We start from the raw sequence: 22,209 nt of genomic DNA on the forward strand, positions 1-22,209 counted from the left end.
AACAGTTTTATCATCCTGCGTCCATGTGCCAAGTCCGATTACCGGCATCTTGTACCCGCTGTTTAAGGCAACACCGCACGACCCGCGGCTAACGCATCTGATGCACAGGGGTCGTGCGGTGTTGCCTTAATAAAACCTCTTTTCCTGATACGCTCTTACTGACAAGGGAATTACTCTCAATCCACGGAGCCAGCATCTCATCGATCTCTTCATCTGAAAAGGTATCGGAGCTGTAGTTTGCCGGAAACTGAATGTCCTTATATTCGCCGATCCGTTCCGCTGTCCTTACCCGTTCCTGAAATCCTTCAGATAGCTGCTCTGCCCGGATCCCTGGCTTGTGCTGAATGGTATGACCGTCTTTTCTGAAAGATCCGTTAATTCCAAATACCGGGCAAGAGGCGTAGAAACATATTTCCAGATCAGACCACCTATGATGACCGTGCTGTATTCTTTCAGATCCGGAAGATCATCTACGATCTCCGGTAGATTTCCGGTACGTCGTTCTTCCTGAGCGATATCCGATGTCTCATATCCGTCCTTCGGGTATGCTTTTACCGTCCTGATCTCATAAATATCGGCTCCGGTAGTTTCCGCAATGCGCTTTGCTATGCTCTTTGTGTTTTCCGACCAAGAATAATAGACCACGATCATACTGCCGCTTGATTCATCCTCGGTGACTTCGTTATCTGCATTCTCCTGTGCAGCCGTTGATGTATCAGGTACCTGAGACTCTTCAGATGTCCCGGCAGTAGCCTGGCATGCCGCCATGCACATTAAGCCCAACACTCCTATCAAAACGATGGAAATGACTTTTTCCAATTCATGCCTATGCTCCTCTCTGAAAAGCCATATTAAAGCAGATTTTATATGCTCTCCATATACGCTCTTATTTCCTTCATCCGATCACTCTGCTCTACCTTACTTACCTTTCTATTTTTGATTGCCTGTCCCCCAACCGTGATTCTCGCCGGCATTTGTCCTTTTGTTCTGTGCCATAACGCCCGCCAATGGATGCGGAACATAAGGTTCTTCCAGATAAGCGATCTCGGAATCCTTAAGCTCCATATCCACCGCCTTTACAGCACCCTCAATATGATGGAGCTTTGTTGCGCCCACGATCGGAGCAGTTACTTTTGTAAGAAGCCAAGCCAGAGAAAGCTCTGTCATCGTCACGCCACGCTTCTCGGAAAGCTCCGCCACACGGGAAATGATCACATTGTCCTGATCCGCCGTGGCATTATACTTGAACTCTGCATAGGCGTCCTCTACGGCACGTTTTGTATCGCTTTCTCCCGGCTTTCTGGAAAGGCGTCCGCTTGCCAGCGCACTGTATGGAGTAAGAGCAATTTTTTCTTCCTCACAATACGGAACCATTTCCCGCTCTTCCTCACGGAAGATCAGGTTATAATGTCCCTGAATGGATACGAATTTTGCAAAGCCTTCTTTTTCAGCAAGTGCATTTGCCTTTGCAAGCTGCCATGCAAAGCAGTTGGAAATGCCTATATATCTTGCTTTCCCTGCTTTCACGATGCGGTTCAGCCCGTCCATCACATCCTCTATAGGCGTATTCCAGTCCCACATATGATAGATATATAAATCCACATAATCCATGCCAAGATTCGCAAGGCTTATATTGATCATGTTTTCAATATGCTGCTGCCCGCTGATTCCGTTTTCAATCTCGTCCGGTGTGCGTGGAAGAAACTTTGTCGCAACAACTACATCCTCACGCTTTGCGAAATCCCGGAGCGCACGTCCGACAAACTGCTCACTTGTACCTCCCTGATAGGCAATCGCCGTATCATAGAAATTCACGCCCAAATCAAGCCCCCGCTTGATGATCTCTCTGGAATGCTCCTCGTCGATCGTCCAGCTATGTTGTCCCTTTGCAGCATCACCGAATCCCATACATCCCATACAGATGCGGGACACATTCAGATCGGAATTTCCAAGTTTAACATACTTCATCTCTCATCCCTCCTCGTCATATTGCCTTTGTTACACGCTCGATCCAAGCATTGATGTCCGCCTGCGAAGTCAGCATATCTGATCCTCCCTGTGAATCAAACTGTATCTTCATGTCAGGAAGAAACCTCGCACCGACACAGCCATTCTGTATATCCTTGATCACATGACCCGGCCATCCGCCATGCGTCATAAACGGTATCACCGTTTTCTGCGACCAGTCATTTGCATTTAGGAATGTCAGCACCGCAGGAGCCATCGTGTACCACCATGTCGGCGTACCTATGGCTACCACATCGTAGTCCGCTACATTTACCGAAAGAGGCTTTATTTCCGGCTGAAAGCCCTCATCCACCTCACGCTGTCCCTGACTTACCACCTTACTGTTAGATCCGCCATAAGCCGGATATGGAGTGACGGTCTCTATCTCCGTATAATCAGCCCTCAGTGCCTGCTGTAACTGCTTTGCGATCATTCTTGTATTACCGTTTGAAAAAGAATAACAAACGACTAATATTTTCTTTCCCATATATTGTATGCCTCCTTATTTTACTTTTTCATGTTCCTTTCCCAAAAATCTATTCTCCAACATCTACCTATAACTTCCCGTCAATTTATTTGCTTACTACTTTGATTTCTGCTGCAATTCTTGAATTCAGCTTGTTTTCCCATGACGGATCCCCTATGATCCTTCCGACAGGCACCTCACGAAAAATATCATGGTAATTCCTGCATACGACAACCAATGCATTATACTCTCTGCAATACATCAGTGCTTTTTCTTTTGCCTGCATGACCGTCGCTTTTTCATCAAAGAATGGTCTTTCAGGCAATTCGGCATAATATTCGATATCCGAATATGCCTGCATAGACAATTTCAAGGGCAGCATCTGTATAATATCCGCAGATGTCTTGTTTTCCGCATACTCCATATCATAGGCTTTTCCGTTTATCAGTATCTGAAACATCATTCACCCTGTCAATTTTTCTCTGCCGCCTTATTTACACAGGCAAGCGCATTCAGACTTCTCGGATAGCTAATAAACGGCAGGCACTGAGAAATTACTTTGATCAGAAATTTCTTGTCATTTCCCACATTCATGTTGGCTGAAGCATGAGCGGTAAGCTGTGGTTCACAGCCACCTTGTGCAGCAATGAAGCAAAAGGTGATCATCTCCCTCTGTGCATAGTCAAGCCCCGTCCTTGTGTAGTAATCTCCAAAACAATTATCCGCAAGCCAGTAATTGATATGCCTTGATTCCTCCGGACCGGATCTCCAGTAGTCTTTCATTCCTTCGCCAAAGATATCTACCTGTGCCTGTGTGCCAAGCTCCCTGCGATTCTCCGGTGTCGTAGTTGCCTGTCCTTCAAGTGGAAGTGTGATACCCTTTTCTTCAAACACCTTGTTCGTTGCATCCAAAAACGGAAGCACCCTCCCAAACCCCAGATATGCAGTCGCCTGATAGACGATTTCCTTGATTTCAATCGGTGTGACATCAAAATTCATAGCCGCCGGCAAAAGCCTCCATTAAAGCCAATGATATCACGATAAAACCGCTGTTCTTCATCCTGCTGCTCTTTGGACGCAACCAAAATGCAAGGGATATTTTTCAATTCCTCTACACTCACACAATCAAGTTTAGCAAGCGGACTATGTGTTGCGATCTCCACATAACATACCGTTTCTGTAAGAACAAGATTCTCGTAGGCATCATGAAATGCTCGTCTCTGATCATGAAAGGAAATATCGATCCTGTCATTTACAAGTCCTTCATACAGGTCTTCATGATTTCCGCTTATCACCTTGATATCTACAGTCGGATATTTCTCCGAAAAAGCTGCTACCGCTCTGTTAAACTGATCACCGCTATAGGTAGAAAGTACCCCCAGTCTTAATTCAGCTGCATCTTTTCTGGCTATCCTTACCGTTTCGTGGCAAAGCTGCTCCAAGTCTGCCGTGATGATCAAGCTCTTTTTATAGAAATGCTCTCCGGCTTCTGTAATGAACTGACCCCAAAAAGTTAGACAAACTTTTCAAAGAAAACTTGTGCAAAGCGACTAAGAGAGATCTTGGTCGCTTTTGTTATGCAGCGTTGAGCCTGTATTCAACAGGTGACATACCATCAAGCTTAAGCTTGATGCGCTTTGTGTTGTACCAAGCGATGTATGAATGTAGTTCTGAAATGAAGTGCTCAACAGATGAGAATTCCTGTAAGTAGAGAAGTTCTGTTTTCAGCAATCCAAAGAAGTTTTCTGCACAGGCGTTATCAAGACAGTTTCCCTTTCGTGACATGCTTTGTCTTATGCCTTTATCTTTGAGCATTTTCTGGTACTGCTTGTGCTGATACTGCCAGCCCTGATCTGAATGCAAAATGAGTCCGGTGTTTTCCGGTATCTTTGCAAATGCTTTATTCAACATATCGGTCACTTGATTCAAATTAGGGTGGTAACTCAGGTTGTAGGACACAACCTCTCCGTTGAAAAGATCGATGATGGGCGACAGATACAGCTTGACACCAAACAGAGCAAACTCTGTCACATCTGTGACCCATTTCTGATTTGGCTTATCCGCTTTAAAATCACGTTCCAGAAGATTTGGTGCTATTCTGCCGACTTCACCCCTGAATGAGTTGTATTTCTTCATGCGAACGCGGCAGAATATACCCATTTTACGCATTAAACGCTGTACCGTCTTGTGGTTTATCATATGCGTTTTTCTCAGTCCTTTCGTTATCCTGCGATAGCCATAGCGTCCTTTGCTTTCATCATATATCCTGCGTATATCCTCCTTGATTGCTGCATACTTATCCGGTTTCGGATTATTGAATCGTTTGCTGTAATAGTAATAGGTGCTGCGAGGGATACCGGCAACATCAATGAGCAGACCTATCTTGTGTTCATGCCTCAGTTCCCAGATCACTTGTGCTTTTTCTCTTGCCGTACCCTTTCGGAAACCAAGGCATTCAATTTTTTTAAGTATGCATTCTCCGCACGAAGACGCTGAACCTCGGCTATGAGGTCTTCTTCGACTTCTTTTTTCAGTTTTGGAGGACGACCTGTTGATTTGCGCCCACGACGTTCAACATAAAATCCTTCTTTGCCTTCTTCAAGATAGATGCGCTCCCACTTCGCAACTGTCTTATCTCCTTGTGGAATGTCAAATTGTCTTGCAGTTTCCATATAACTTAATTTCTCGTTCTGCATTGTTTCAACCACTTTGATCTTAAATTCGGGTGTGTATCTCTTATTGGGTATTCCTTTAGGCATAAAAATGCCCCCCTTTCGTTAGATTCCTAATTGGTATGTTTCTATTATACCACATTGTCTAACAAAAGGGGAGCATTTCATAAGTTCAAAGCTACGGTTTTTTCGTATAATGAGCTTTGCCCCTATTTCATCCTCAAGAGACTGTATAGACCGTGAAATCCCTGACTGCGAAATATGGCATAATTCTGCTGCTTCCGTAAAGCTGTTTTCCTGTATTACGGTTTGAAAATGCTGTATCTGACGAAGCATCATAAGACATCACCTCCGGATTTTTTCTTCACATAGATAAGCCGGATATCATAGCCCAGCTTGTCAAGCATCTCGACAAACACTTTATTGATGATGCCTTCTTTTTTATTAATCAACCTGCTAACATACGGTGCAGATGTTCCGACCATCTGTGCCAACTGTGCCTGTGTGACGCCTTCTTCCAAGCATTTCACCTTAACATCGATTTCAAGATTGTTTTTTATCATGCTTAAGCCCCGTTTCGTGCAATACTATTTCATCAATCGGATAATTTATTATACCACAAATTTATGAACATTTCTAAACCTTTGCACAAAAAAGAGCCTGTGAACACGCCCCAAGCGGGAATGTCCACAGGCTCAGATAAACTCAGATGTTCCTCATTATATACGGACGGTATAGCCGGGCGAAATCCAGCCGACGGTAGAGCCTTTGCCGGACTTGACTTCCACGCTGGTGTACACGCCCACGGGAATAAACTGCGTCCTTGTACACCAGCGTGAGAGTTTTGTCATAGGCAATTACACAATTCATCTGCCAGTACATGAACTAAACGTTTTGCTCCAGCTTGTCACATAAGTCCATGAATTGCCGCTTTTCTTCTGCAGCGTCTGTGTAATAACAACCTTAGTGGCTAAACTTGAATCTCCTCGTACTACACTTTTACAGGAAGCCGTGTTATTAGATATTGACATATCTGAGGAGATCTTATTTGTATACTGATAATCCTCAATTATTTCAACATCAACAGGCGTATCCTCTTCAGGATCAGCATAAGCAGTAATACCCATTCCTAAAGTCATAACTAATGACAACAGAATTGCAATTATGCGCCTCATCATTTATCCCCTTTCCTGCACTTGAATTGCATAGATATTTGTGATATAATACTATCAGAGATCTTTCACCGTATAGAAAGGAGTTTTTATATGCTGACATTTATTATAGGCCTTGTCATACTCGCAGTCGGCGCCGCCGTTTACGGGCGTGTCTGTGAGCGTGTGATAAGACCGACAGATGCCGCTACCCCCGCCGTGCAAAAGCAGGACGGCATCGACTTTATCCCCATGAAAAAATGGAAAAACAGCCTTGTCGAGCTTTTAAATATCGCAGGCACGGGACCTATACTCGGGCCTATTCAGGGCGTGCTGTTCGGGCCTGTTGCCTTTATAACTATCCCTATCGGCTGCGTTATCGGCGGCGCTTTTCATGATTTTATGATAGGTATGATAAGTGTAAGAAACGACGGCGAGCAGATGCCGGGGCTTATCAGGCGCTTTCTCGGCAAGTATATGTATGCGTTTTATAATATCGTCGTCTGCCTGCTTTTGCTTCTGGTGGCTGCGGTGTTTGTCTATACCCCGGGCGACCTTTTCGTCTCGCAGATCCTCTCGCAGGACAGCGGCTAAAAAACCCCACTGTGTGGATAGTTTACGGCGTTATCTTCGCTTACTACCTCATAGCTACCCTGCTGCCCATAGATAAGATAATCGGCAAGATATACCCGATTTTTGGCTGTATACTACTGCTATCGGCGCTGGGCGTTTTCATAGGGCTGTTTGTCAAGGGCTATAAGCTTGATGAACTGTGGGAGCAGTCATCATTCTTCACAAACCCCTTCGGTGAGCGGTTTATACCTATCTTCTTTGTTACAGTCGCCTGCGGCATAACCTCAGGCTTTCACTCCACACAGTCAACTATCATCTCACGCACAATGAGCAACGAGCACGAAGGCAGAATGACCTTTTACAATATGATGATCCTTGAGGGCTTTATTGCTATGGTATGGGCTGCCGCCGCTATGGGTGCGGTGAATTTAAGCCTTGTGACAAATGACACCCTGCATACCCAGGCCACAACGGTAGTCGGCACAGTCGCTAAGGATATGCTTGGTTCTGTAGGCGGAATGATAGCCATTATCGGCGTTATCGTTCTGCCGATAACAACGGGCGATACGGCACTTCGCTCGCTCAGGATAATGGCAGGCGATGCGCTTCATATCGACTCGTCAAAGAAGAAAAACAACCTGCTGCTCGCCCTGCCTATCTTTGCAGTCGTGGCAGGCGTGCTGATATTTGCAAAGGCAAACTCTGATTCATTCGGCATACTGTGGAGATATTTCTCCTGGGCAAACGAAACTATCGCAGTGTTCTCGTTCACACTCATCAGCGTTTATATGTCAAAAAACAAGATGCCCTACCTTATGGCGCTCCTGCCGGGAATGTTCTATATGTACGTAGTGTGCGCCTATATCTTAAGCGCAAAAATAGGTTTCGGCCTTTCCTGGACGGAAAGCTATATCACCGCCGCCGCCCTGACCGCCGCCTATACCGCCGCCCTTGTGACGGTGTGCCAGAAGCGTGAAAAAACAGCATAAATAATTTCGCCGCCGCAGCCTACCATTGGCCGCAGCGGCGTTTTATTATGTGTTCTTGTGTCTGAATATTCCCTTTATGCCGCCCTTTGTGCCGCTTGCTTCACCAAGCATCAGCAAGAGCGCCTGCCTGTCAGCTTCGTTGACGCCGCCCGCTTTCCTGACCTGCTCGGTCATTGATGAGCGGTAGCTTGCCTTGACGCACTTCTCAAATGCAGCTTTCAGTATCTTCTGCACCTGTCTGACCCTCTCGCCCTCGTATGAGGGAACGTGCGCATCATCAAGCGTGAACGCCTCTCTCATTCCGAAAAGTAGCTCGCCCAGGTGCTTTGATTTGGCGTTGTCTTTTAGTATCGTGCTTATAAACGCCTCTGCTGTCTCAGCCAGCGCTTTGTCATCATCGCTGTCAAATAAAAACATAGCATACAGATAAAACAGCCCGTCATTGAACTGCACCGCCGAATCGGTAACACGCAGGAACATATCACTCTTTGTGTAGCCCTGCGGCAGGTCAAAGCGAATCTTGATAAACCTCTCGCACGCCCCAAGCGCAGGCCGTGCAGATGTTATAGTTTCAAGCGTTTCGATTAGCAGCTCCTTTTCAAGCACAAGTGACGATATGCAAAGCCGCTCGCTCCACGCTTCGAGCACGCTCAGAAGTTCCTGCGTCAGCGGCTCTTTCCTTGCAAACAAGCGCTTGTTTAGGTAGATATATACTCGCCGCTGAACGTCCTCATCAAGCCCTGCACGCATGGCCTTGCTTATCACCCTCTGCATCATACCCATGTCGTCTGTCAGCTCTATGCAGCAGCGGTAGAATTCAAGCCCCGTGAAATCCTCATCGGGCATTGCGGCAACAGCACACTCAAATATGCTGTGCAGCTTCTCGTCTACTCTGCCAATGCGCTTTGCATATATGCAGAGAATGCTCTCAATTATGTCAACGCTTATGTATGGCGACTTGAAAAGCCTTGCACAGAGCTTTTCGGGGTCGCTGCCGCTGTAGCGCACCAGCACCTCTAACCACTCACGCCTGCCGTTTGGGTCTGTGCTGCCCATAAACTCTGCGGTGTAGCCCGCAAAGAAACAGAAAAGCTCCTCGCTCTTTGAGAGCGTGTCAAGCATTGCCGTGATAAGCCGCTCATCATCAATGCACCCCGAAAGCAGCGCCCCTGCAAGTATGCAAAGTTCCTCGTGATTTGCAAAATGCTCCACATCAGCAGGCAGACCTTCTATAAGCATATCAAAGAGCACCCTGTCGGTGGCGGCGTCTATCATTGACGAAACGATAACGCACCTTTCAACCCTGCGCTCTGTGAAAAGCCCTCTCATGATGCTCTGGCGAAACGCCTCGCTGCCGTTTTTCTCAAAGGCCGCCCACGAGCGGCAAAGCACACCGCTGCTCTCTGGCAGCCTGTCGCAAAGCTGAGTAAACCTGTCAAGCAGCTTTTCCTCTACCCTGCCCTTTTCGCCCAGCCTGTCGGCAAGTGTCGAATACAAACTCAGCAGCCCGTAGCCCTTCTCCTCGTCCTGCTCAAAGAATCTGCCGTAGCCTGCAAGCCCCGTTTCAAAGAGCTTGCAGTCAAGCGCTTCGCTGCCTGTTGCCCTGCCGCCGATAATGCTCTTAAGGGCAGAATAAACTTCGTCATACCCCTTGCGTGCCGAGCCGAGGTCGGTCAGCAGTAAAGCGTATGCATCAAAAAGCGCCGCCACATCAGCCCCCGCCGTGTCAACATAGGGCAGAAACTCCGAGCAAAACTCGGTGATGTAGCCGTCATGCAAAGCTGCGTGTGTAAAATACTGCCGCTGTGTGTATTCGCCCATGTCAGCTGTGAAGCTTCCCTGTGCAGGGTCTGCTATCTCGTAGTTTGATATGGCGGTCTTTCTTATGCCCGCACTCATGGTGTCTTTCGGGTGAATGCCTGCTATCATGGCGTAGGGCAGACGTTCAAGGGTGTTTATCCTGCTGTCGTATGAGCAGACCGCCCCTGTCTTCTGGTTGACGTAGTAAAACAGCTCGCCGTTTGAGTTGTTGCCCGTTATGCCGCTGATGTTGATGTCAAAGCTGATCTCAAGCGCAATTCTTACAGATACGCTCCTCTCGATCGCCGCCACCCATAGCTCGACGTTCTCGGGCGTGTCTTTTATGAGCAGCACTCTGCGCTCGCCAGCAGGCAGCGTCATCTGCTGCAAGATAAATGCGAGCATCTTAACAAAAAGCTCCTGCCTGTTATCGCTTAGAAAATCATCTATCACCTTGTCGGTCACATAGCCGTCGCCTGCTCTGTCGCTCACCTGTGAAAGATACGGCGGCTCGCTCTTCGGGTCAAGGTCGTGGTAATAATCCTGCTGCAGGCGCTTGTGCGCATCAAACACAGCCGAGCCGAACCACTTGTAGGGGTAGTCACAGGGTCTTCCGATAAGGCATTGCTTTATGTAGTTGCCTGTTCTTATGAGGTTGCCGTTTGCACGCTTCTCGCCCGTGTTCTCTCTTGGCACTTCGTAGGTGAGGGCTGTGTTGCCGCCGCCTAAAGACAGTAATGAGTATGAGCAGACATAACCCGCCGCCCGTGTCTTTGAGCAGTTTTGCTTTCTTATAAGGCGGTCAAGCTTTATCCTCTCGGGAATGCTGCTTATAAGCCCCTCGCTCACCGAGTAAAACCCAAGCCCCTCCTTGTGCATGACCTGTCCGTTTTCAAGACTGCGGCAGGGTAAGCAGCGTGTGTATATGACTTGTTCAAGCATAGCCTGCCTCCTTTCAGCTCATTCCTCGTCGGCCTTGCTTATTATCCCCTCGTTATACATCATCCACATAAGCGGGTCAAGTATCCTGTGAGGGGCTATCTCGTCAAGATGCCCGTCGCTGCGTGGCGCAGCGCCAAAGCTCGATATGCCGAAATACTTCACGTTCTTGTCGATAAAGTTGTTGCTTATGTTCTTTAAAAACTGCACGCCGCCGTTTTTCTCTATCCACGAGCGAATCTCCTCATCGACCACCTCACAGTCTGAAAGCACGAAGCCGCCGCTTTTTAAGTGCGGGCTTTCCTGCGTCACAGTTCCCGTGCCGAATTCATCAAGCACCATGTCAAACTTGGTAAACACCACCGCCACGTTTCAGTTTATCAGCTGATTGGGCTTAAGCTTCATGGCGGCCTTTATGTATGTCGTGATGTCGGTCACAAGCTCTGCCGCCGATTTTCTTTGCCCCTGACCGTATGTGCCCGTTGAAGCTGCAAGCTTTTCAGGGTCCATGCGCTGTGCCACCTTGTCAAGTATCAACGGGTCAAAGAGTATAACAAGCGTGTTCGAGCCGTTGATGTAGTTTTTGATGTCATCGCTCATTGATGTTATGTCCTCGCCTGCGCCGTCAAATATGGTAAGGCTGTAGGTGGGAATACTCGTCCTCGTGCGCTTTTTGCCGTTTTGCAGTATCCATTGTTGAGGCTGCGGCCCCTGCCCCGCAAGCGTGTTGTCAACGGGGCGATGTTCCTTGTAGATAGTGTCCTCATTGTGGTGGAAGTTTTCAAGCGTTTCCTGATCCATGTGTGAGCAAGACCAGTAGGTGCCCTTGCAGTTTTGCAGCTCGTGAATCATCGTTATCAGAAAATTCGTCTTGCCCGTGTCGGTCGCACCAAGCAGACAAAAGCGCATATACTCGTCATAATCGAATATCGACGAGGGCAGCTCACGCCCGCAGATAGGGCATGAGATTATAACGGGCTTGTCTCTGTGCGCTGCGTCGGGGCAGTAGTATTTGCCGTTAAAGCCCTGCTTTGTTATGTCAGTTCCGCAGAATGAGCAGTTGTATTTGGCGCTGTTAGTGCTTATCCTTGCAAGAATGTGTCGACCTTGTCGATAAGCAGCCTTATCTTCGCCCCTGCGGGTATGCTGTCCCATACCTCCTTGGTAAGGGGAATGTCGCTGTAGCCCTTTGTGTTAGCATTTGCCGCCGCAGCTATCGTCATAACAGTCACCGTGTCGCCCGATGCTATGTCGGTAGGCACACCGCTTTTGCTGTATACAAGATACATCTCGGGCAGCGAGTCGCACTCGGCCTTTACCCTTAGGCTGTGTTTGTCGCCTATCAGCGAAGTTCCCAGCTTGTAGCTTATCCTCGCTCTCGGGCTGTTGTTGCGCTTAAGCTTTGCGGGCTGTGAGTATATCACATTCCCGCCCGTGCCGTATTCGCCTATTACGGTAATGTATATGTCCTCCTGCGGAGCGTCTGCCGTTATAGCCCCGCCCGCCGCAAGCTCTGCTGCCGCTATTGCGGTAAGCTTTGATGTGCCTATGTCAGCAGTATCAGCCCATGGCACAGCGCTGCTCGTCTTGGTGAGTGCGCAGTAGTGTACCCTTTCAAGCCCCTCGGGCAGCTCTTTCAGCTTTATTGTGAGTATGTTGTTTTTTATCACCGTGTTCACAGGGTCTATCTGTAAGGGTGCGGCGGTGGATACGCTCATCACCCTGCAAAGCCTTGCCGACGAGCCTGAGCGTGTGATAAGTGCTGTGTTGAGCATTCTGTTTTTCGGCAGAGTAACACCACACCTGCCCGCATCCATGTCTGCCGTAACGTGCGTTTCAAACCTGCCAAGCTTTGCATCAAGCGCTGACACAGCACACACTTCGCCTGCTTCCATAAACACCTGCTTGTTTTCAAGCCGCAGTATGCTTATCTTCACAGAGCTATCGTCTGCTTTCCACTTTGCTTCAAGGGCTGTGCCCTTTTGCTTTATGCTGAGCCCGTCAGGCTCCTGCGGCATAGGCTCGGGGCGCAGCGTGAGTGTTAAACCTCTGCTGTATCTCTCGCCCTTTTCGCCTTGGTATATGCATTGAAGCCTGTAGCCGTAGCTGATAACGTCCTGCACCTGCGTGTCGGTAAAGCCGCTGCCCCGCTGCTCGAAAACTTCGCAGCCCTTGTCGGGTGTTTCGGGCGGCAGTGTGCCCTGCTTCTTTATAACTCTTATGCCTAAGGCGTTTTCGGGCAGCACCCAGCTGAATGTGCATCTGCCGCTGACGCAGCCGTAGCTTAAGCCCTTGTCAAGCTCGCCCAGCACCTCCGCCCAAACTGTTGCAGGCTCGGAGAATACTCCCATTCGCTCGGCAAATACCGCATAGCCGTATTTTATGCCGTATCGCAGGCTCTCGTCTGTGAAGCTTACTCCGCTTACCTCCTTGGCGACCGTCTCACCGTCAGATATCGCAGCAGGAAACGCCCCCTGCTTTCTGACTATCCTGTAGCCCACGCCGAGGTCTTCGCCACGCTGCCATATAAGCTCGCAGCCGTGGTCTGTCACGCTCACCTTAAGCTCCGTGGGCGCCTTAAGCTTAACAGTTGCTATCATATCCAAAGCGGGGCGGTAGTCGGCGCATATGCTCAAAACCTGATAGCAGCTGTTGCCCCTCTGCGTCTCGCTCACTCTCGCTTTGGGCATCAAAGCTGCTGCTTTGTCTATCTGCCCTCTTATGCTATCACGCCTGCTGTCAATGTCAAGCTCCTTCATCTTTGCAGCAAGCTCTTCCGTCTTGCGCTGCGCCGCCATAAACTTTCTGCTGCTTATCAGCGCATCAAGCTCTGCAAGCGGCTTTTTGTAGACAGCCGTCTTGTCGGTGTAAAGCTTTCTTAAATTTGCAAGCTCTTTGTTCTTGGGGTCGGCGCTCTCGATGTTCGAGATGAAATACTCCGCTTCCTTGAAATCGAGCCTGTCTATCGCACTCTGCGCCCCCGTGATAAACGAGCCTATGTGCTTAAGCTTGCCTATCTCAAAGCCGCAGCCGCACTTTTCTGCCGATGCAGGAACTTTCTTGGCACACGAGGGGCAGCTTATGTAAAGCGCCGCACCGCAGGCAGGGCATATAGCCTTTGAAGCCTGCGCCGCCGTGGGGTATTCGCTGTAGCTGCCGCAGCATTCGCACACAACGCCCACCGCCGCTTCCTGCCTTACATACGGGTCACGCCCAAGGCCTGCTTTTTCGTTGTATAGGGCAAGTGCTATGCTGTAGTCGGGGAAATGTGACTGTATGCGCTTTATGCAGTTCTCGGCAAAGTCTCTGTCCTTTTTAAAATCAAGGGGCGCCTGCCGCAGCAGCGAAAAGAACTCGCTAAGCTCTTCCTTTTTACGCTGTGAGCATACCTCTCCCTGTCCTCCTCCGAATCAAATACTCTTGAAGCGCCGATAGATACAAGGTCACGCAGTATCGCCGCATAGCTTCTGCTGCCCGAGTCTGATGCAAGTCTGACCGAAAACTTGTCCATTATGTCCTTTAGGGTCTTTGTGGGCTTTTTGCGGTAAACGCTCACTTCCTTCTCCCTGCCCCCGTCAAGTAAGCAGGCAAGGCTGTATAGATCATCAGCCTTTGCAGCGTTCTCATAAGGCGTGCCCTTTATCCACTTGTCATTATGCAGCTTTTCAAAAAGCTTTTGCAGGTTTTCAAAGGTCGCATCATCAAGAAAAGATTTCTTAAGGTCAGCCGCCTTGCGTGGCTTTATAACCTTTATCCCCTTGCTTTCATAGACCTCTGCCGCCTTGTCATATGGCAGCCCCAGCCGCTGTGCTACGTTTTTCACCTGAACTTCCGTTACGTCGGGCAGCTCGCTTTGGCCGTATGTCTGAATATCAAGCAGCTGTGACAGCTTGCCGCAGCATTTTTCTATCATGTCGGCAGCTTCGCTTCTCCTGCTCTTTTTGTCGAGCATTACAGCCCTTATGCCGGCTTCAAGCGCAAGCTCTGCGTCTATCTGCGCCCGCTTTGCAGGGTCGCCTGCCGCAGCGCCGCCTGCCTTTTGCGATTCGAGCCTGCTATTCCATTTTCTTATGGCGGCTTCAACCATTCCCTCGGGGCTTGTTCCCTCTCGCCCGAACATGGCACGGCGAAGATCAGCTTCTTTTGCAAGCTGCTCCTCTATCTTCAATATTTTTGCCTTGTCGGTCGCCCTCGCCTTGTCGGATATAAGCTTGTCACGCCATACCGTAAGGGCACTGTCTATCATCTTGTCGAGCATATCCGTCCTGCCCGCCTTTGCTCTGCCCTCAAGCGAGCCGTCAAAAGGCAGGCCGAGCAGCTCGTAATAATTCTTTCTGTCCAAAGTTTGTCCCTCTTGTATCAGGTCTGCTCTCCCGGTGCAGGCCATGTTTCACACTCTGTTGGTGGCGTTTTCGAGCCGCCGAAGAGCCGCCTGCTCTTGCCGCCCCTGCCGCCGCCAAGCTCCTGCGCTATCTTGCCGAATGTCGGCGTCAGCTCGTCAAGCTCTACCTTTATTGCGCCTATCTCGCCAGAACTTATGGCCTTTAAAAACTCCTCATCAGCTTCGCCAAAGCCCATGCCTATGATGTTTATGCCCATGGCGGCACAGCGCTTTGCCCTTGTTATCGCCTTGTCACGGTAAGACCATACGCCGTCGGCAAGCACCACGCCTACCTTCTTGCCCCTTGCCACCGCAAGGCGGTTGAGTATCTCGTCAAAGGGGTCAGCCTCGTTGCAAAGCCCCGTCATGCAGACCTCTATCCCGCCTACCTTTTTACGGCACGCTGTAAGATCATTAGTCAGCTCGCATACTACCTGCGTTCTGTCAGATACCGCCATAGCGCCTATCTTCACATCACCCGGGTAGCAGGAGAATTCGTCGATAAAACGGCACATGGCTTTTTTTGCTTCCTCCATCGGCCTGCCCGTCATGCTGCCCGAAACGTCCATCGCCATCATTATCCTCAAAGGCTCTGCCTTTGCCTTGGCAGGCGGTGCGCTTATGCCCTCGTAATATCTGCTCATATCATCGGGTGCAGGCAGCTTCTTTGCAGGCAGGTCTTTGTCCGAGTCGCCCTGCCTTGCCTGAACGTGAACTATCCCGTTTGCGTCATAGCTGTACTGAACTTTGAGTATCGTCGGGTTGTGGGTGGGGTCGTGCTCAATTCCGCTGACTATGTATCGGCAGACGGCAGTGCATTCCCTTACAATCTCGCTGCTGCCTTGCAGCATTATTATCTCGCTCTCGTTGCCGCCCTCGCCCTTTGTGTAAAACTGCTCCGCCACCGCTACCTTTACAGGTATCACCGAATTTTCTCGTATTATTATCTGGTTTTTGTAGCCCGTGCCGTCACGGTTTACAGTCACCTTGCCCAAGGTGTGCGCTACAACGTCCGAAACCGAGAGCTTCTGTAAGCTCTCGACCGCCGTTTCCTTTGCAGGCACGCTGCCTTTTCTGAGAGTTCTTATAACGCTCTCGTCATTGGTTATCTTCTGAACAGCATATGGCTGGGCTTTCAGGTTTGCCATAATGGCCGCACCTATCGCCACCGCCTCGTCGGGGTTGACTCGGCTTAATGGCTCACGCCCGCTCATCTGCTTAATGAATTTCTTTATCTGCGGCATTCTTGTCTAGCCGCCCACAAGCACAACAGCGTTGATGTCACGCCAGCTGAGCTTCATCGAGTCAAGAAGATTTTTGCAAAGCCCCCTTGTCTTTTCACGCAGGTGAACCGTCGCATCATCAAACTCCTCCCTCGTGACCTCTACCGTACAGCTGCCGTAGTCATCAAGCGTAAAGTGCGCTCTTGCTTTCATCGCCGATGAAAGGGCTATCTTGACCTTTTCCGCCTCACGTAAAGCAAGGGTGTGTATGTCGCATTCGGTGTACTCAACGTCCTCCTCTATCTTCTGCACCTGCAGCTTTGCAAGCTCCTCGTCCCAGTTCTTGCCGCCGAGCATACTGTTGCCAATTGTTCTTATAACGTCAACACGGTCGTTCTTTTTCATCTGCACAAGCGTCAGGTCAAAAGTTCCGCCGCCCAAGTCGTAGATAAGCACATTTGCGTTCTCACGAAAATGGTCTGCCGCATAGTTCATAGCCGCTGCAGTAGGCTCGCTCACAAGCTGTCTGACATTCAGCCCTGCGTCCTTTGCAGCACGCAGGGTCGGCTCTCTTTGCAGCTCGCCAAAGTATGCTGGCACGGTAACAACGGCTTCGTCTATCCTCTGCCCCGTGACCTTTTCGGCCTGCTTTTTGAGTTCTCGCAGCATTATTTCCGAAAGGCTTTGCGCTGTGTAGTCACGCCCGTAAAAGCTGCAATAAACGCCGCTTTCGCCCATGCTTCACTTGAAGACTGCCGCACAGCCCTCCTCGCCGTAGTCAAGGGCTTCCTTGGCGTCTGCCCCCACTATGTATGCCCCGTCATCAAAAAACTGTATGACAGAGGGCGTCAGCCGCTCGCCCATTTCGTTGGGTATCACGGCCGCCTTGCCCGTCATCACCTATCATTGCAACGGCGCAGAATGTCGTTCCAAGGTCAATGCCTACCTTAATTCCCATAGGGGTTGCTCCTTTAGTTTATTCACCCGATATCTTTCCGAGTACGTTGGCCGCAGCACCGCCCTCGCCTATCTTGAAGTCTATCTCTGCGGGCACTTCCTCGCCTGTTGTGAGGTTTCTGGCTATCAGCTTAACGCCGTTTGTCGTCACCTTGATGTTAACTTCTATCTTGGTGCCCTTGGGCGTGCCGCTCGGCAGGTCAACTCTCATGTCACCAAGCAACCGTACACCCGTCGAGGGGTCAAACTCCTGCTCGTCGCCGTATGCATCAACGCAGGGGCACACCTCGTCATCTGTCAGCCTGTCCTCAAACACACGCAAAACGATGTGCGAAAGTCCGTCCTCGGGCACACGGTATGTCTCGGTGGCGTCTGCTTCATCGTAGTATGTGCCCATTTTTATAAGGTTGTCAACTATATAATCGCCCTTGCCGTTAAGTACTCCCACACCGAATGAGCTGGGCAGCTGCGGCCTTATAACGTCCTTGCTGGGTACGCTTCCACGGCCTTCGGGCTTGTCTGAGGTTTCTCCCTCGGCTGCCGCTTCGCCCTCTGCCTCTGCGGGCGCATCGTCCTTTGCCATAAGTAATGACGCATAGATAGCCGCACCCTTTGCAATAGCCCTGTGCGGGTCTTCCTGCTGCACCTTGCCGGGGAATCTCGCTTCAACTGCACGCTGTATCATCGGCATCATCGTCGAGCCGCCCACGAGAAGTACAGTATCTACTACCTGACCATTAAGCCTGCCCATAACGTTCTCAACAAAACTCATCGTCTTGTCAACGAGCGCACTTGTCAGGCTCTCAAACTCCTCACGGGTGACGGTTATCCTTGTTATCGAGCCGCTGTAGGGTATTCTCACATCGCAGGAATCCGCACGGCTCAGCTTGCGCTTGGTCTTTTCTATCTGGCTTCTTATCGCCTGCCTGTCCTCAGGCTCAAGGTCAGCAGGCTCAATGCCGTTTTCCTCGCAAAGCACCGATTCGAGCTTCTGATAAAGCACATCGTCCCAGTCCTTGCCGCCCAGCATATCCAAGCCGTCAGAGCAGAGCACTACTGCGTGCTGTACCTCCTCGCCGTCAGCATTCGTGTCAAGCCACATTTTCAGCACCGTAACATCAAACGTTCCGCCGCCTAAGTCGTAGACCATTATTATCTTTTCTTCCTTGAATTTCCTTGCGCAGTAGCAAAGCGCCGCCGCTGTCGGCTCTTGTATAATGTCAACCACTTCAAGCCCTGCCAGCTCGCCTGCACGCCTTGTGGCCTCCTGCTCGGCTATTCCGAAGTATGCAGGGCAGGTTATAACAGCCCTGTCAACCTCGTCGCCCTGCGACTGCACCATCTGACGAAGCCTTTTGAGTATCATCGCACTTATGTCGATAGGTGTGTACTCCACCACGAAGAACTCCCTGCTCCAGCCGTCATTCTTGCCGATGTGGCGCTTGATGTATTCAACGACTCTGTCGCCTGCTTCCTCAACGCTCGCCTTGGCGTTGTCGCCGACGATTATGTTGTCCTCCGACTCAAAGAACACCGCCGATGCGAGAGTGTCCGTCTGGTCTTCAAAGTTCTCTATCACGACGGGCGTGCCGTCCTCGTTGAGCTTTGCTATGCAGCTGTAGGTCGTGCCTAAGTCTATGCCGAATATCTTGTCTGATATCTTAGTTTTCCTCCTCTGTATTTACACTTTCATCCACTTTTTCGGACTGTTCATATACATATATATCCACAAGTTCATGTGCAAGCACCATGCGCTCGTTTTTGACTATTCCGGGTTTCCTGCTCACAGCCACCGTTCCTGCAAGGGCTTCATCATCGGTGGGTATCTGCCTTGCTATCTTTGACATTCTCGGCAGTTCTCTCTTTTCGCCTACAGGTGTGCGGAACACCCTCGCATCATAGTCGAGCAGAATGTCTTCAAGCTGCTCAAACAGACTGTCGAGGTTGCCCCTCGCCTTTGGTGATAACTCCTCATCCTCAAACAGCGGCAGGTAGTCGGAATATATCTGCGCTATCTCCTTTAGCAGCGGGTTGAAAATGTCGACGCTCTCTCGTTTCTGGTATTCCTCCAAGCGCTTTTCCATTCGCCCACGCACCTGCTCACGGTATTCAACATTTTCCTTTATGTATTGCCGCAAAAGCCGCCCAAGTGCTGCGGTGTCTTCTCTTGAAGCCGCAATCTCCTGCTTTATCTCGCCGCCCAGCTCTTCAAGTCTGTCAGGCTCGCTCGGCTCGTCGGCAGTTTCTTCCTGCTCATCAAGCGTCATTTCGTCCGCTTGCTCGTTCTCGGTAATTTCAGCCGTAAGCTCTACAGCTATCTCCTCCTCCAAAGGCTCTGCCGTAAGCTCCGCTATCTCTTCAAAGTCGTCCTCGTACATTTTATCACCTCGTGCTCTATTCGTTTATCACATTATATCAAAGAACTGCTTGTCCTTTTCCTTTAACAGCCAGTAAAACGGCTCGCATACGCCCTGAGGGGTAAAGGCCGTGTCGTCATACCCGTGCCCCATTGAGCTTACGGGGAAAAGCTTTGTATTCGTAAACTGCATATCAAGCTTTCTTAAAGCACTTTCAAGGCCAATGTCAGCTAAAAACTCCCTGCATTTTTGGTCGGTAAACTGCGAAAGGTCGCCCTGCCCGCCGCTGTTTTGATAAGCTTTTGCGACAGCCCCCTCGCCAAGCACTTCTGCCACTTCGGGAACATCCGTCTTTGTAACTATCATCGCAATCGGCACGGTGCAGCGCTCGCCCGTCTTTATAAGCCGCAGGTCAACGAAAAAATGTACAAGGTCATCTATCAGCACCGAGATGTCGTCGCTGCAATGGTCGGGCAGCTGTCCGCCGTTTTCAAGCACTCTGTCGCAGAGTATGCTGCTGCAAAACGGGTCGCACATCACGAGCAGCCCGTCGCAGGTGGTAAGCGATACCATGTTGACCGCCGCATTACTGCCCGAGATAGCCTCGCCCGCTATGTCGTAGACTATCAGCTGACGCTTGACGTCAAGGCTCGGGTGGTCTGCCATAAGGGTATATGTCTGTGCGGTGAATTCCACCGTGTTTGGCACTCTCACCCTGCCCTTGAACCACCTGTCAAGGTCACTGAATCTCTGCTCATACCCCTGCGGAATTGAAAGAGTAGTGTCGCCGCTAAGCCCCTTGACACGCTCTTTGAGCATATGATAAAGTGCTACAAGATACACCGTCTTGCCCGACTCTGTTCCGCCTATCATGTTAACGGTAAATGGCTTTGACAAAGCCGAGGTCAGCGGCGTCATGCAGTAGGGGCAGTAGGCCGATTCACGGTAGCGCCCCGTGCCGTAGGTCGAGCCGAGCTTGGCGCCGCACTCGCAGGTGTGGCGGAATATGCCGTATTTGTTAGGCCGCAGCTCCCTGTGAAAGCGTGTGCTGCACCCACGGCAAACAAATGCTGGCAGCCTTATGCGCTTAAAGTATGAGGGACATTGTGCCCAGACTTTGTTCTTGTGTAAAAACAGCCTGTCGGAAGCAGATGTTATGCAAAGCACCAGCGAATACAGCCCCCATAACAAAGACAGTATCACAGCGTGAAAAACCGTGCAGGCCGCACATAAAGCCGTGCCTGCTATCAGCACAACAAGTGTGGCACTTACCACAAAGAAAAGCCCGCCCAGCTTCAGCGGCCAGAGAAAATACTCATGCAGCTCGCTTCTTGTGAAAGTTATGTCATCACGCATTTCATCAGCCTCGTGAAGCGCCGAAAAATTGCTCGCAAAGGCTTCTTTTACGGTGCTCAGAAACTGCTTGTAGGCGTTGCCGTAGAAATAGCTCCTCTTAGCAGGCTCGTGGTCGCCCACGAAAGATACGGGCTTGAAATCGGTGTTGTAGCGCACAGCACGCAGATAGGAATAAAGCCCCCTGTAAACGCCCCAGACTATACCAGCAGCGATAGATGCAGGGATAAGTATCAGCGCTGCGGCAGGCTTTAAAACTATCCCCAGCACAAACCCTATCAAATGTAACATCCGCAGCACCTCGTTCCCTTAACAATTTAAATAGTATTACACAATTATTTTACCATTTATATATATGTTGTCAAGTATTCTCTAAAGATGTGACAATATTTTTAGCATTTTTAACGATAGAGATGCAGCGCTAATGTGTGTGATTTTCGCCCGACAATAAACAAAAACGACACCCTGATAAAAACAGAATGCCGTTAATTCACATATTTCACGCTGCCGTTTGCGCCCTCTTACCCACAAACTGCACTATTGCATCAACTGTCTGCGAGCGCTGCTGCTGTGGAGTTATCTGCGCCTGCCCGTCACCTTTCTGCTCGCCGTAGCTGCCGAACTGTGAGTGGTTGCCGCCGCTTATGATAAGCTCCTCAGCGCTGTCGGGTAGGTTTTTCCTATCATTTGTGTAATCATCAATGTCAAGCACCTTGTCCTCCGAGCCACGTATAAGCAGCACATCTGCCCCGCTTATCTCCTTGACCGAGTATGACGCAAGCAGAATCAGCCCGTCGATTTTGTCAGAGTATGCCGAGCAGTAATTCGCCGCCGCTATGCCGCCCAGCGAGTGCCCCGCAATGTACCAATACTTGTAGCTGTATTCGCCAATCAGCGCATCAGCCCTGTCGATTCCAAGCAGTGCAACTTCAAATGGCATCTCCACCAAAAAGCAATCAATGCCGCCTGCCGCAAGCTCGCTCAATAGCGGCGAATAGGCTCTCGCATCAACCATAGCGCCGGGGTAGAAAACCAGCGCTGTGTCTGTCCCCTTGCCGTCAAAAAACCAGCCGTTGTCGGTCTTTTTAACCTCAACATCAGCCGACCCCTGCATAGCATCAAGGGCGGTGCTGTCGGCATGGTAGACAACTTTCGTCTCAAATAACGCATACAGCCCCACAGGCAGCGCACCCGCCAGAATCAGCACTATCACAGCAAGGGTGCGGGGTATTTTTCTTTTTCGGGCACAAAGCCGCAGAATAAGCGCCCCCAGCCCCACAAACACCAAAGCCGCTATAATAACAACAACTATTTCCAAAGCATCATCTTCTTATCATTTAT

The 22,209-nt window shown here is 50.0% G+C and carries 23 protein-coding genes and 2 pseudogenes; 2 read left to right on the forward strand and 23 right to left on the reverse strand.

The window, feature by feature from the left end; all coding sequences use genetic code 11:
* Positions 1–285: 285 nt before the first annotated feature.
* The 12 genes and pseudogenes from CD05_RS17945 to CD05_RS0108400 all read right to left on the reverse strand — a co-directional run bounded on the left by CD05_RS17945 (position 286) and on the right by CD05_RS0108400 (position 6,323).
* Positions 286–768 (reverse strand): flavodoxin, encoded by a 483-nt coding sequence (locus tag CD05_RS17945; RefSeq protein ID WP_198021586.1) that lies wholly within the window; start codon positions 766–768, stop codon positions 286–288.
* Between the two features lie 162 nt (positions 769–930).
* Positions 931–1,968 carry an aldo/keto reductase gene (locus CD05_RS0108355; protein ID WP_028510132.1) on the reverse strand — a complete coding sequence of 346 codons (1,038 nt, stop codon included), beginning with the start codon at positions 1,966–1,968 and terminating at the stop codon, positions 931–933.
* A gap of 16 nt (positions 1,969–1,984) precedes the next feature.
* A complete protein-coding gene (locus CD05_RS0108360) occupies positions 1,985–2,494 on the reverse strand; it encodes a flavodoxin (protein WP_028510133.1) in 510 nt (169 codons plus the stop codon).
* Between the two features lie 85 nt (positions 2,495–2,579).
* Positions 2,580–2,936 carry a cyclophilin-like fold protein gene (locus CD05_RS0108365; RefSeq protein WP_028510134.1) on the reverse strand — a complete coding sequence of 119 codons (357 nt, stop codon included), beginning with the start codon at positions 2,934–2,936 and terminating at the stop codon, positions 2,580–2,582.
* 8 nt (positions 2,937–2,944) lie between these two features.
* A pseudogene (locus CD05_RS17950) lies at positions 2,945–3,487 on the reverse strand (carboxymuconolactone decarboxylase family protein); the annotation flags it as partial.
* Complete coding sequence (locus tag CD05_RS17955) at positions 3,469–3,933, reverse strand: LysR family transcriptional regulator substrate-binding protein (protein WP_347495154.1); 465 nt, start codon at positions 3,931–3,933, stop codon at positions 3,469–3,471. The pseudogene CD05_RS17950 and the gene CD05_RS17955, both read right to left, overlap by 19 nt.
* Positions 3,934–4,048: 115 nt before the next feature.
* A complete protein-coding gene (locus tag CD05_RS0108380; RefSeq protein ID WP_028510135.1) occupies positions 4,049–4,885 on the reverse strand; it encodes an IS3 family transposase in 837 nt (278 codons plus the stop codon).
* On the reverse strand, positions 4,882–5,232 hold the full coding sequence (locus CD05_RS0108385; RefSeq protein WP_028510136.1) for a helix-turn-helix domain-containing protein: 351 nt from the start codon (positions 5,230–5,232) through the stop codon (positions 4,882–4,884). Before CD05_RS0108385 ends, CD05_RS0108380 begins: the two co-directional genes overlap by 4 nt.
* A gap of 18 nt (positions 5,233–5,250) precedes the next feature.
* Positions 5,251–5,484, reverse strand: coding sequence for a LysR family transcriptional regulator (locus tag CD05_RS17960; RefSeq protein ID WP_156947365.1), 234 nt, complete (start codon positions 5,482–5,484; stop codon positions 5,251–5,253).
* Positions 5,481–5,708 carry a helix-turn-helix domain-containing protein gene (locus CD05_RS0108395; protein ID WP_028510137.1) on the reverse strand — a complete coding sequence of 76 codons (228 nt, stop codon included), beginning with the start codon at positions 5,706–5,708 and terminating at the stop codon, positions 5,481–5,483. The genes CD05_RS17960 and CD05_RS0108395 overlap by 4 nt, the downstream gene beginning before the upstream one ends.
* A gap of 156 nt (positions 5,709–5,864) precedes the next feature.
* Positions 5,865–6,002 (reverse strand): hypothetical protein, encoded by a 138-nt coding sequence (locus CD05_RS20565; RefSeq protein WP_156947367.1) that lies wholly within the window; start codon positions 6,000–6,002, stop codon positions 5,865–5,867.
* Positions 6,003–6,011: 9 nt separating this feature from the next.
* A complete protein-coding gene (locus CD05_RS0108400) occupies positions 6,012–6,323 on the reverse strand; it encodes a hypothetical protein (RefSeq protein WP_028510138.1) in 312 nt (103 codons plus the stop codon).
* A gap of 87 nt (positions 6,324–6,410) precedes the next feature.
* Between CD05_RS0108400 and CD05_RS21395 the strand changes: the two genes are divergently transcribed.
* Positions 6,411–6,890 carry a carbon starvation CstA family protein gene (locus tag CD05_RS21395; RefSeq protein WP_347495159.1) on the forward strand — a complete coding sequence of 160 codons (480 nt, stop codon included), beginning with the start codon at positions 6,411–6,413 and terminating at the stop codon, positions 6,888–6,890.
* An 11-nt stretch (positions 6,891–6,901) separates the two neighbouring features.
* Positions 6,902–7,858: a carbon starvation CstA 5TM domain-containing protein gene (locus tag CD05_RS17965; RefSeq protein ID WP_347495160.1), complete on the forward strand. Its 957-nt coding sequence runs from the start codon at positions 6,902–6,904 to the stop codon at positions 7,856–7,858.
* A gap of 45 nt (positions 7,859–7,903) precedes the next feature.
* Here CD05_RS17965 and CD05_RS0108410 read toward each other — a convergent pair whose 3' ends face one another.
* The 11 genes and pseudogenes from CD05_RS0108410 to CD05_RS0108465 form a co-directional block, all read right to left on the reverse strand.
* Positions 7,904–10,600 carry a hypothetical protein gene (locus CD05_RS0108410; RefSeq protein WP_028510139.1) on the reverse strand — a complete coding sequence of 899 codons (2,697 nt, stop codon included), beginning with the start codon at positions 10,598–10,600 and terminating at the stop codon, positions 7,904–7,906.
* Positions 10,601–10,618: 18 nt separating this feature from the next.
* Complete coding sequence (locus CD05_RS0108415) at positions 10,619–10,957, reverse strand: hypothetical protein (RefSeq protein WP_156947369.1); 339 nt, start codon at positions 10,955–10,957, stop codon at positions 10,619–10,621.
* Between the two features lie 12 nt (positions 10,958–10,969).
* On the reverse strand, positions 10,970–11,752 hold the full coding sequence (locus CD05_RS0108420; RefSeq protein ID WP_028510141.1) for a hypothetical protein: 783 nt from the start codon (positions 11,750–11,752) through the stop codon (positions 10,970–10,972).
* Positions 11,680–13,770, reverse strand: coding sequence for a hypothetical protein (locus tag CD05_RS0108425; protein WP_156947371.1), 2,091 nt, complete (start codon positions 13,768–13,770; stop codon positions 11,680–11,682). The genes CD05_RS0108420 and CD05_RS0108425 overlap by 73 nt, the downstream gene beginning before the upstream one ends.
* Before the next feature lie 110 nt (positions 13,771–13,880).
* Entirely contained in the window at positions 13,881–14,939 is a 1,059-nt protein-coding gene (locus CD05_RS0108430; RefSeq protein WP_028510143.1) for a hypothetical protein, read from the reverse strand.
* A gap of 17 nt (positions 14,940–14,956) precedes the next feature.
* Complete coding sequence (locus CD05_RS21110; RefSeq protein ID WP_347495383.1) at positions 14,957–15,622, reverse strand: vWA domain-containing protein; 666 nt, start codon at positions 15,620–15,622, stop codon at positions 14,957–14,959.
* A gap of 48 nt (positions 15,623–15,670) precedes the next feature.
* Positions 15,671–17,098 (reverse strand): annotated as a pseudogene (locus tag CD05_RS21115) (Hsp70 family protein); the annotation flags it as partial.
* A 79-nt stretch (positions 17,099–17,177) separates the two neighbouring features.
* Positions 17,178–18,839, reverse strand: coding sequence for an Hsp70 family protein (locus tag CD05_RS17970; protein WP_347495384.1), 1,662 nt, complete (start codon positions 18,837–18,839; stop codon positions 17,178–17,180).
* Positions 18,820–19,536 (reverse strand): hypothetical protein, encoded by a 717-nt coding sequence (locus CD05_RS0108455; RefSeq protein WP_028510146.1) that lies wholly within the window; start codon positions 19,534–19,536, stop codon positions 18,820–18,822. The genes CD05_RS17970 and CD05_RS0108455 overlap by 20 nt, the downstream gene beginning before the upstream one ends.
* A gap of 27 nt (positions 19,537–19,563) precedes the next feature.
* A complete protein-coding gene (locus CD05_RS0108460; protein WP_156947375.1) occupies positions 19,564–21,159 on the reverse strand; it encodes a hypothetical protein in 1,596 nt (531 codons plus the stop codon).
* Positions 21,160–21,367: 208 nt separating this feature from the next.
* The gene (locus tag CD05_RS0108465) at positions 21,368–22,186 is read right to left on the reverse strand and encodes an alpha/beta hydrolase (protein WP_051588895.1); all 819 of its coding nucleotides are present in this window, start codon (positions 22,184–22,186) and stop codon (positions 21,368–21,370) included.
* Between the last annotated feature and the right edge of the window lie 23 nt (positions 22,187–22,209).

It is taken from the genome of Ruminococcus sp. NK3A76, assembly GCF_000686125.1.
Classification (GTDB): domain Bacteria; phylum Bacillota; class Clostridia; order Oscillospirales; family Ruminococcaceae; genus NK3A76.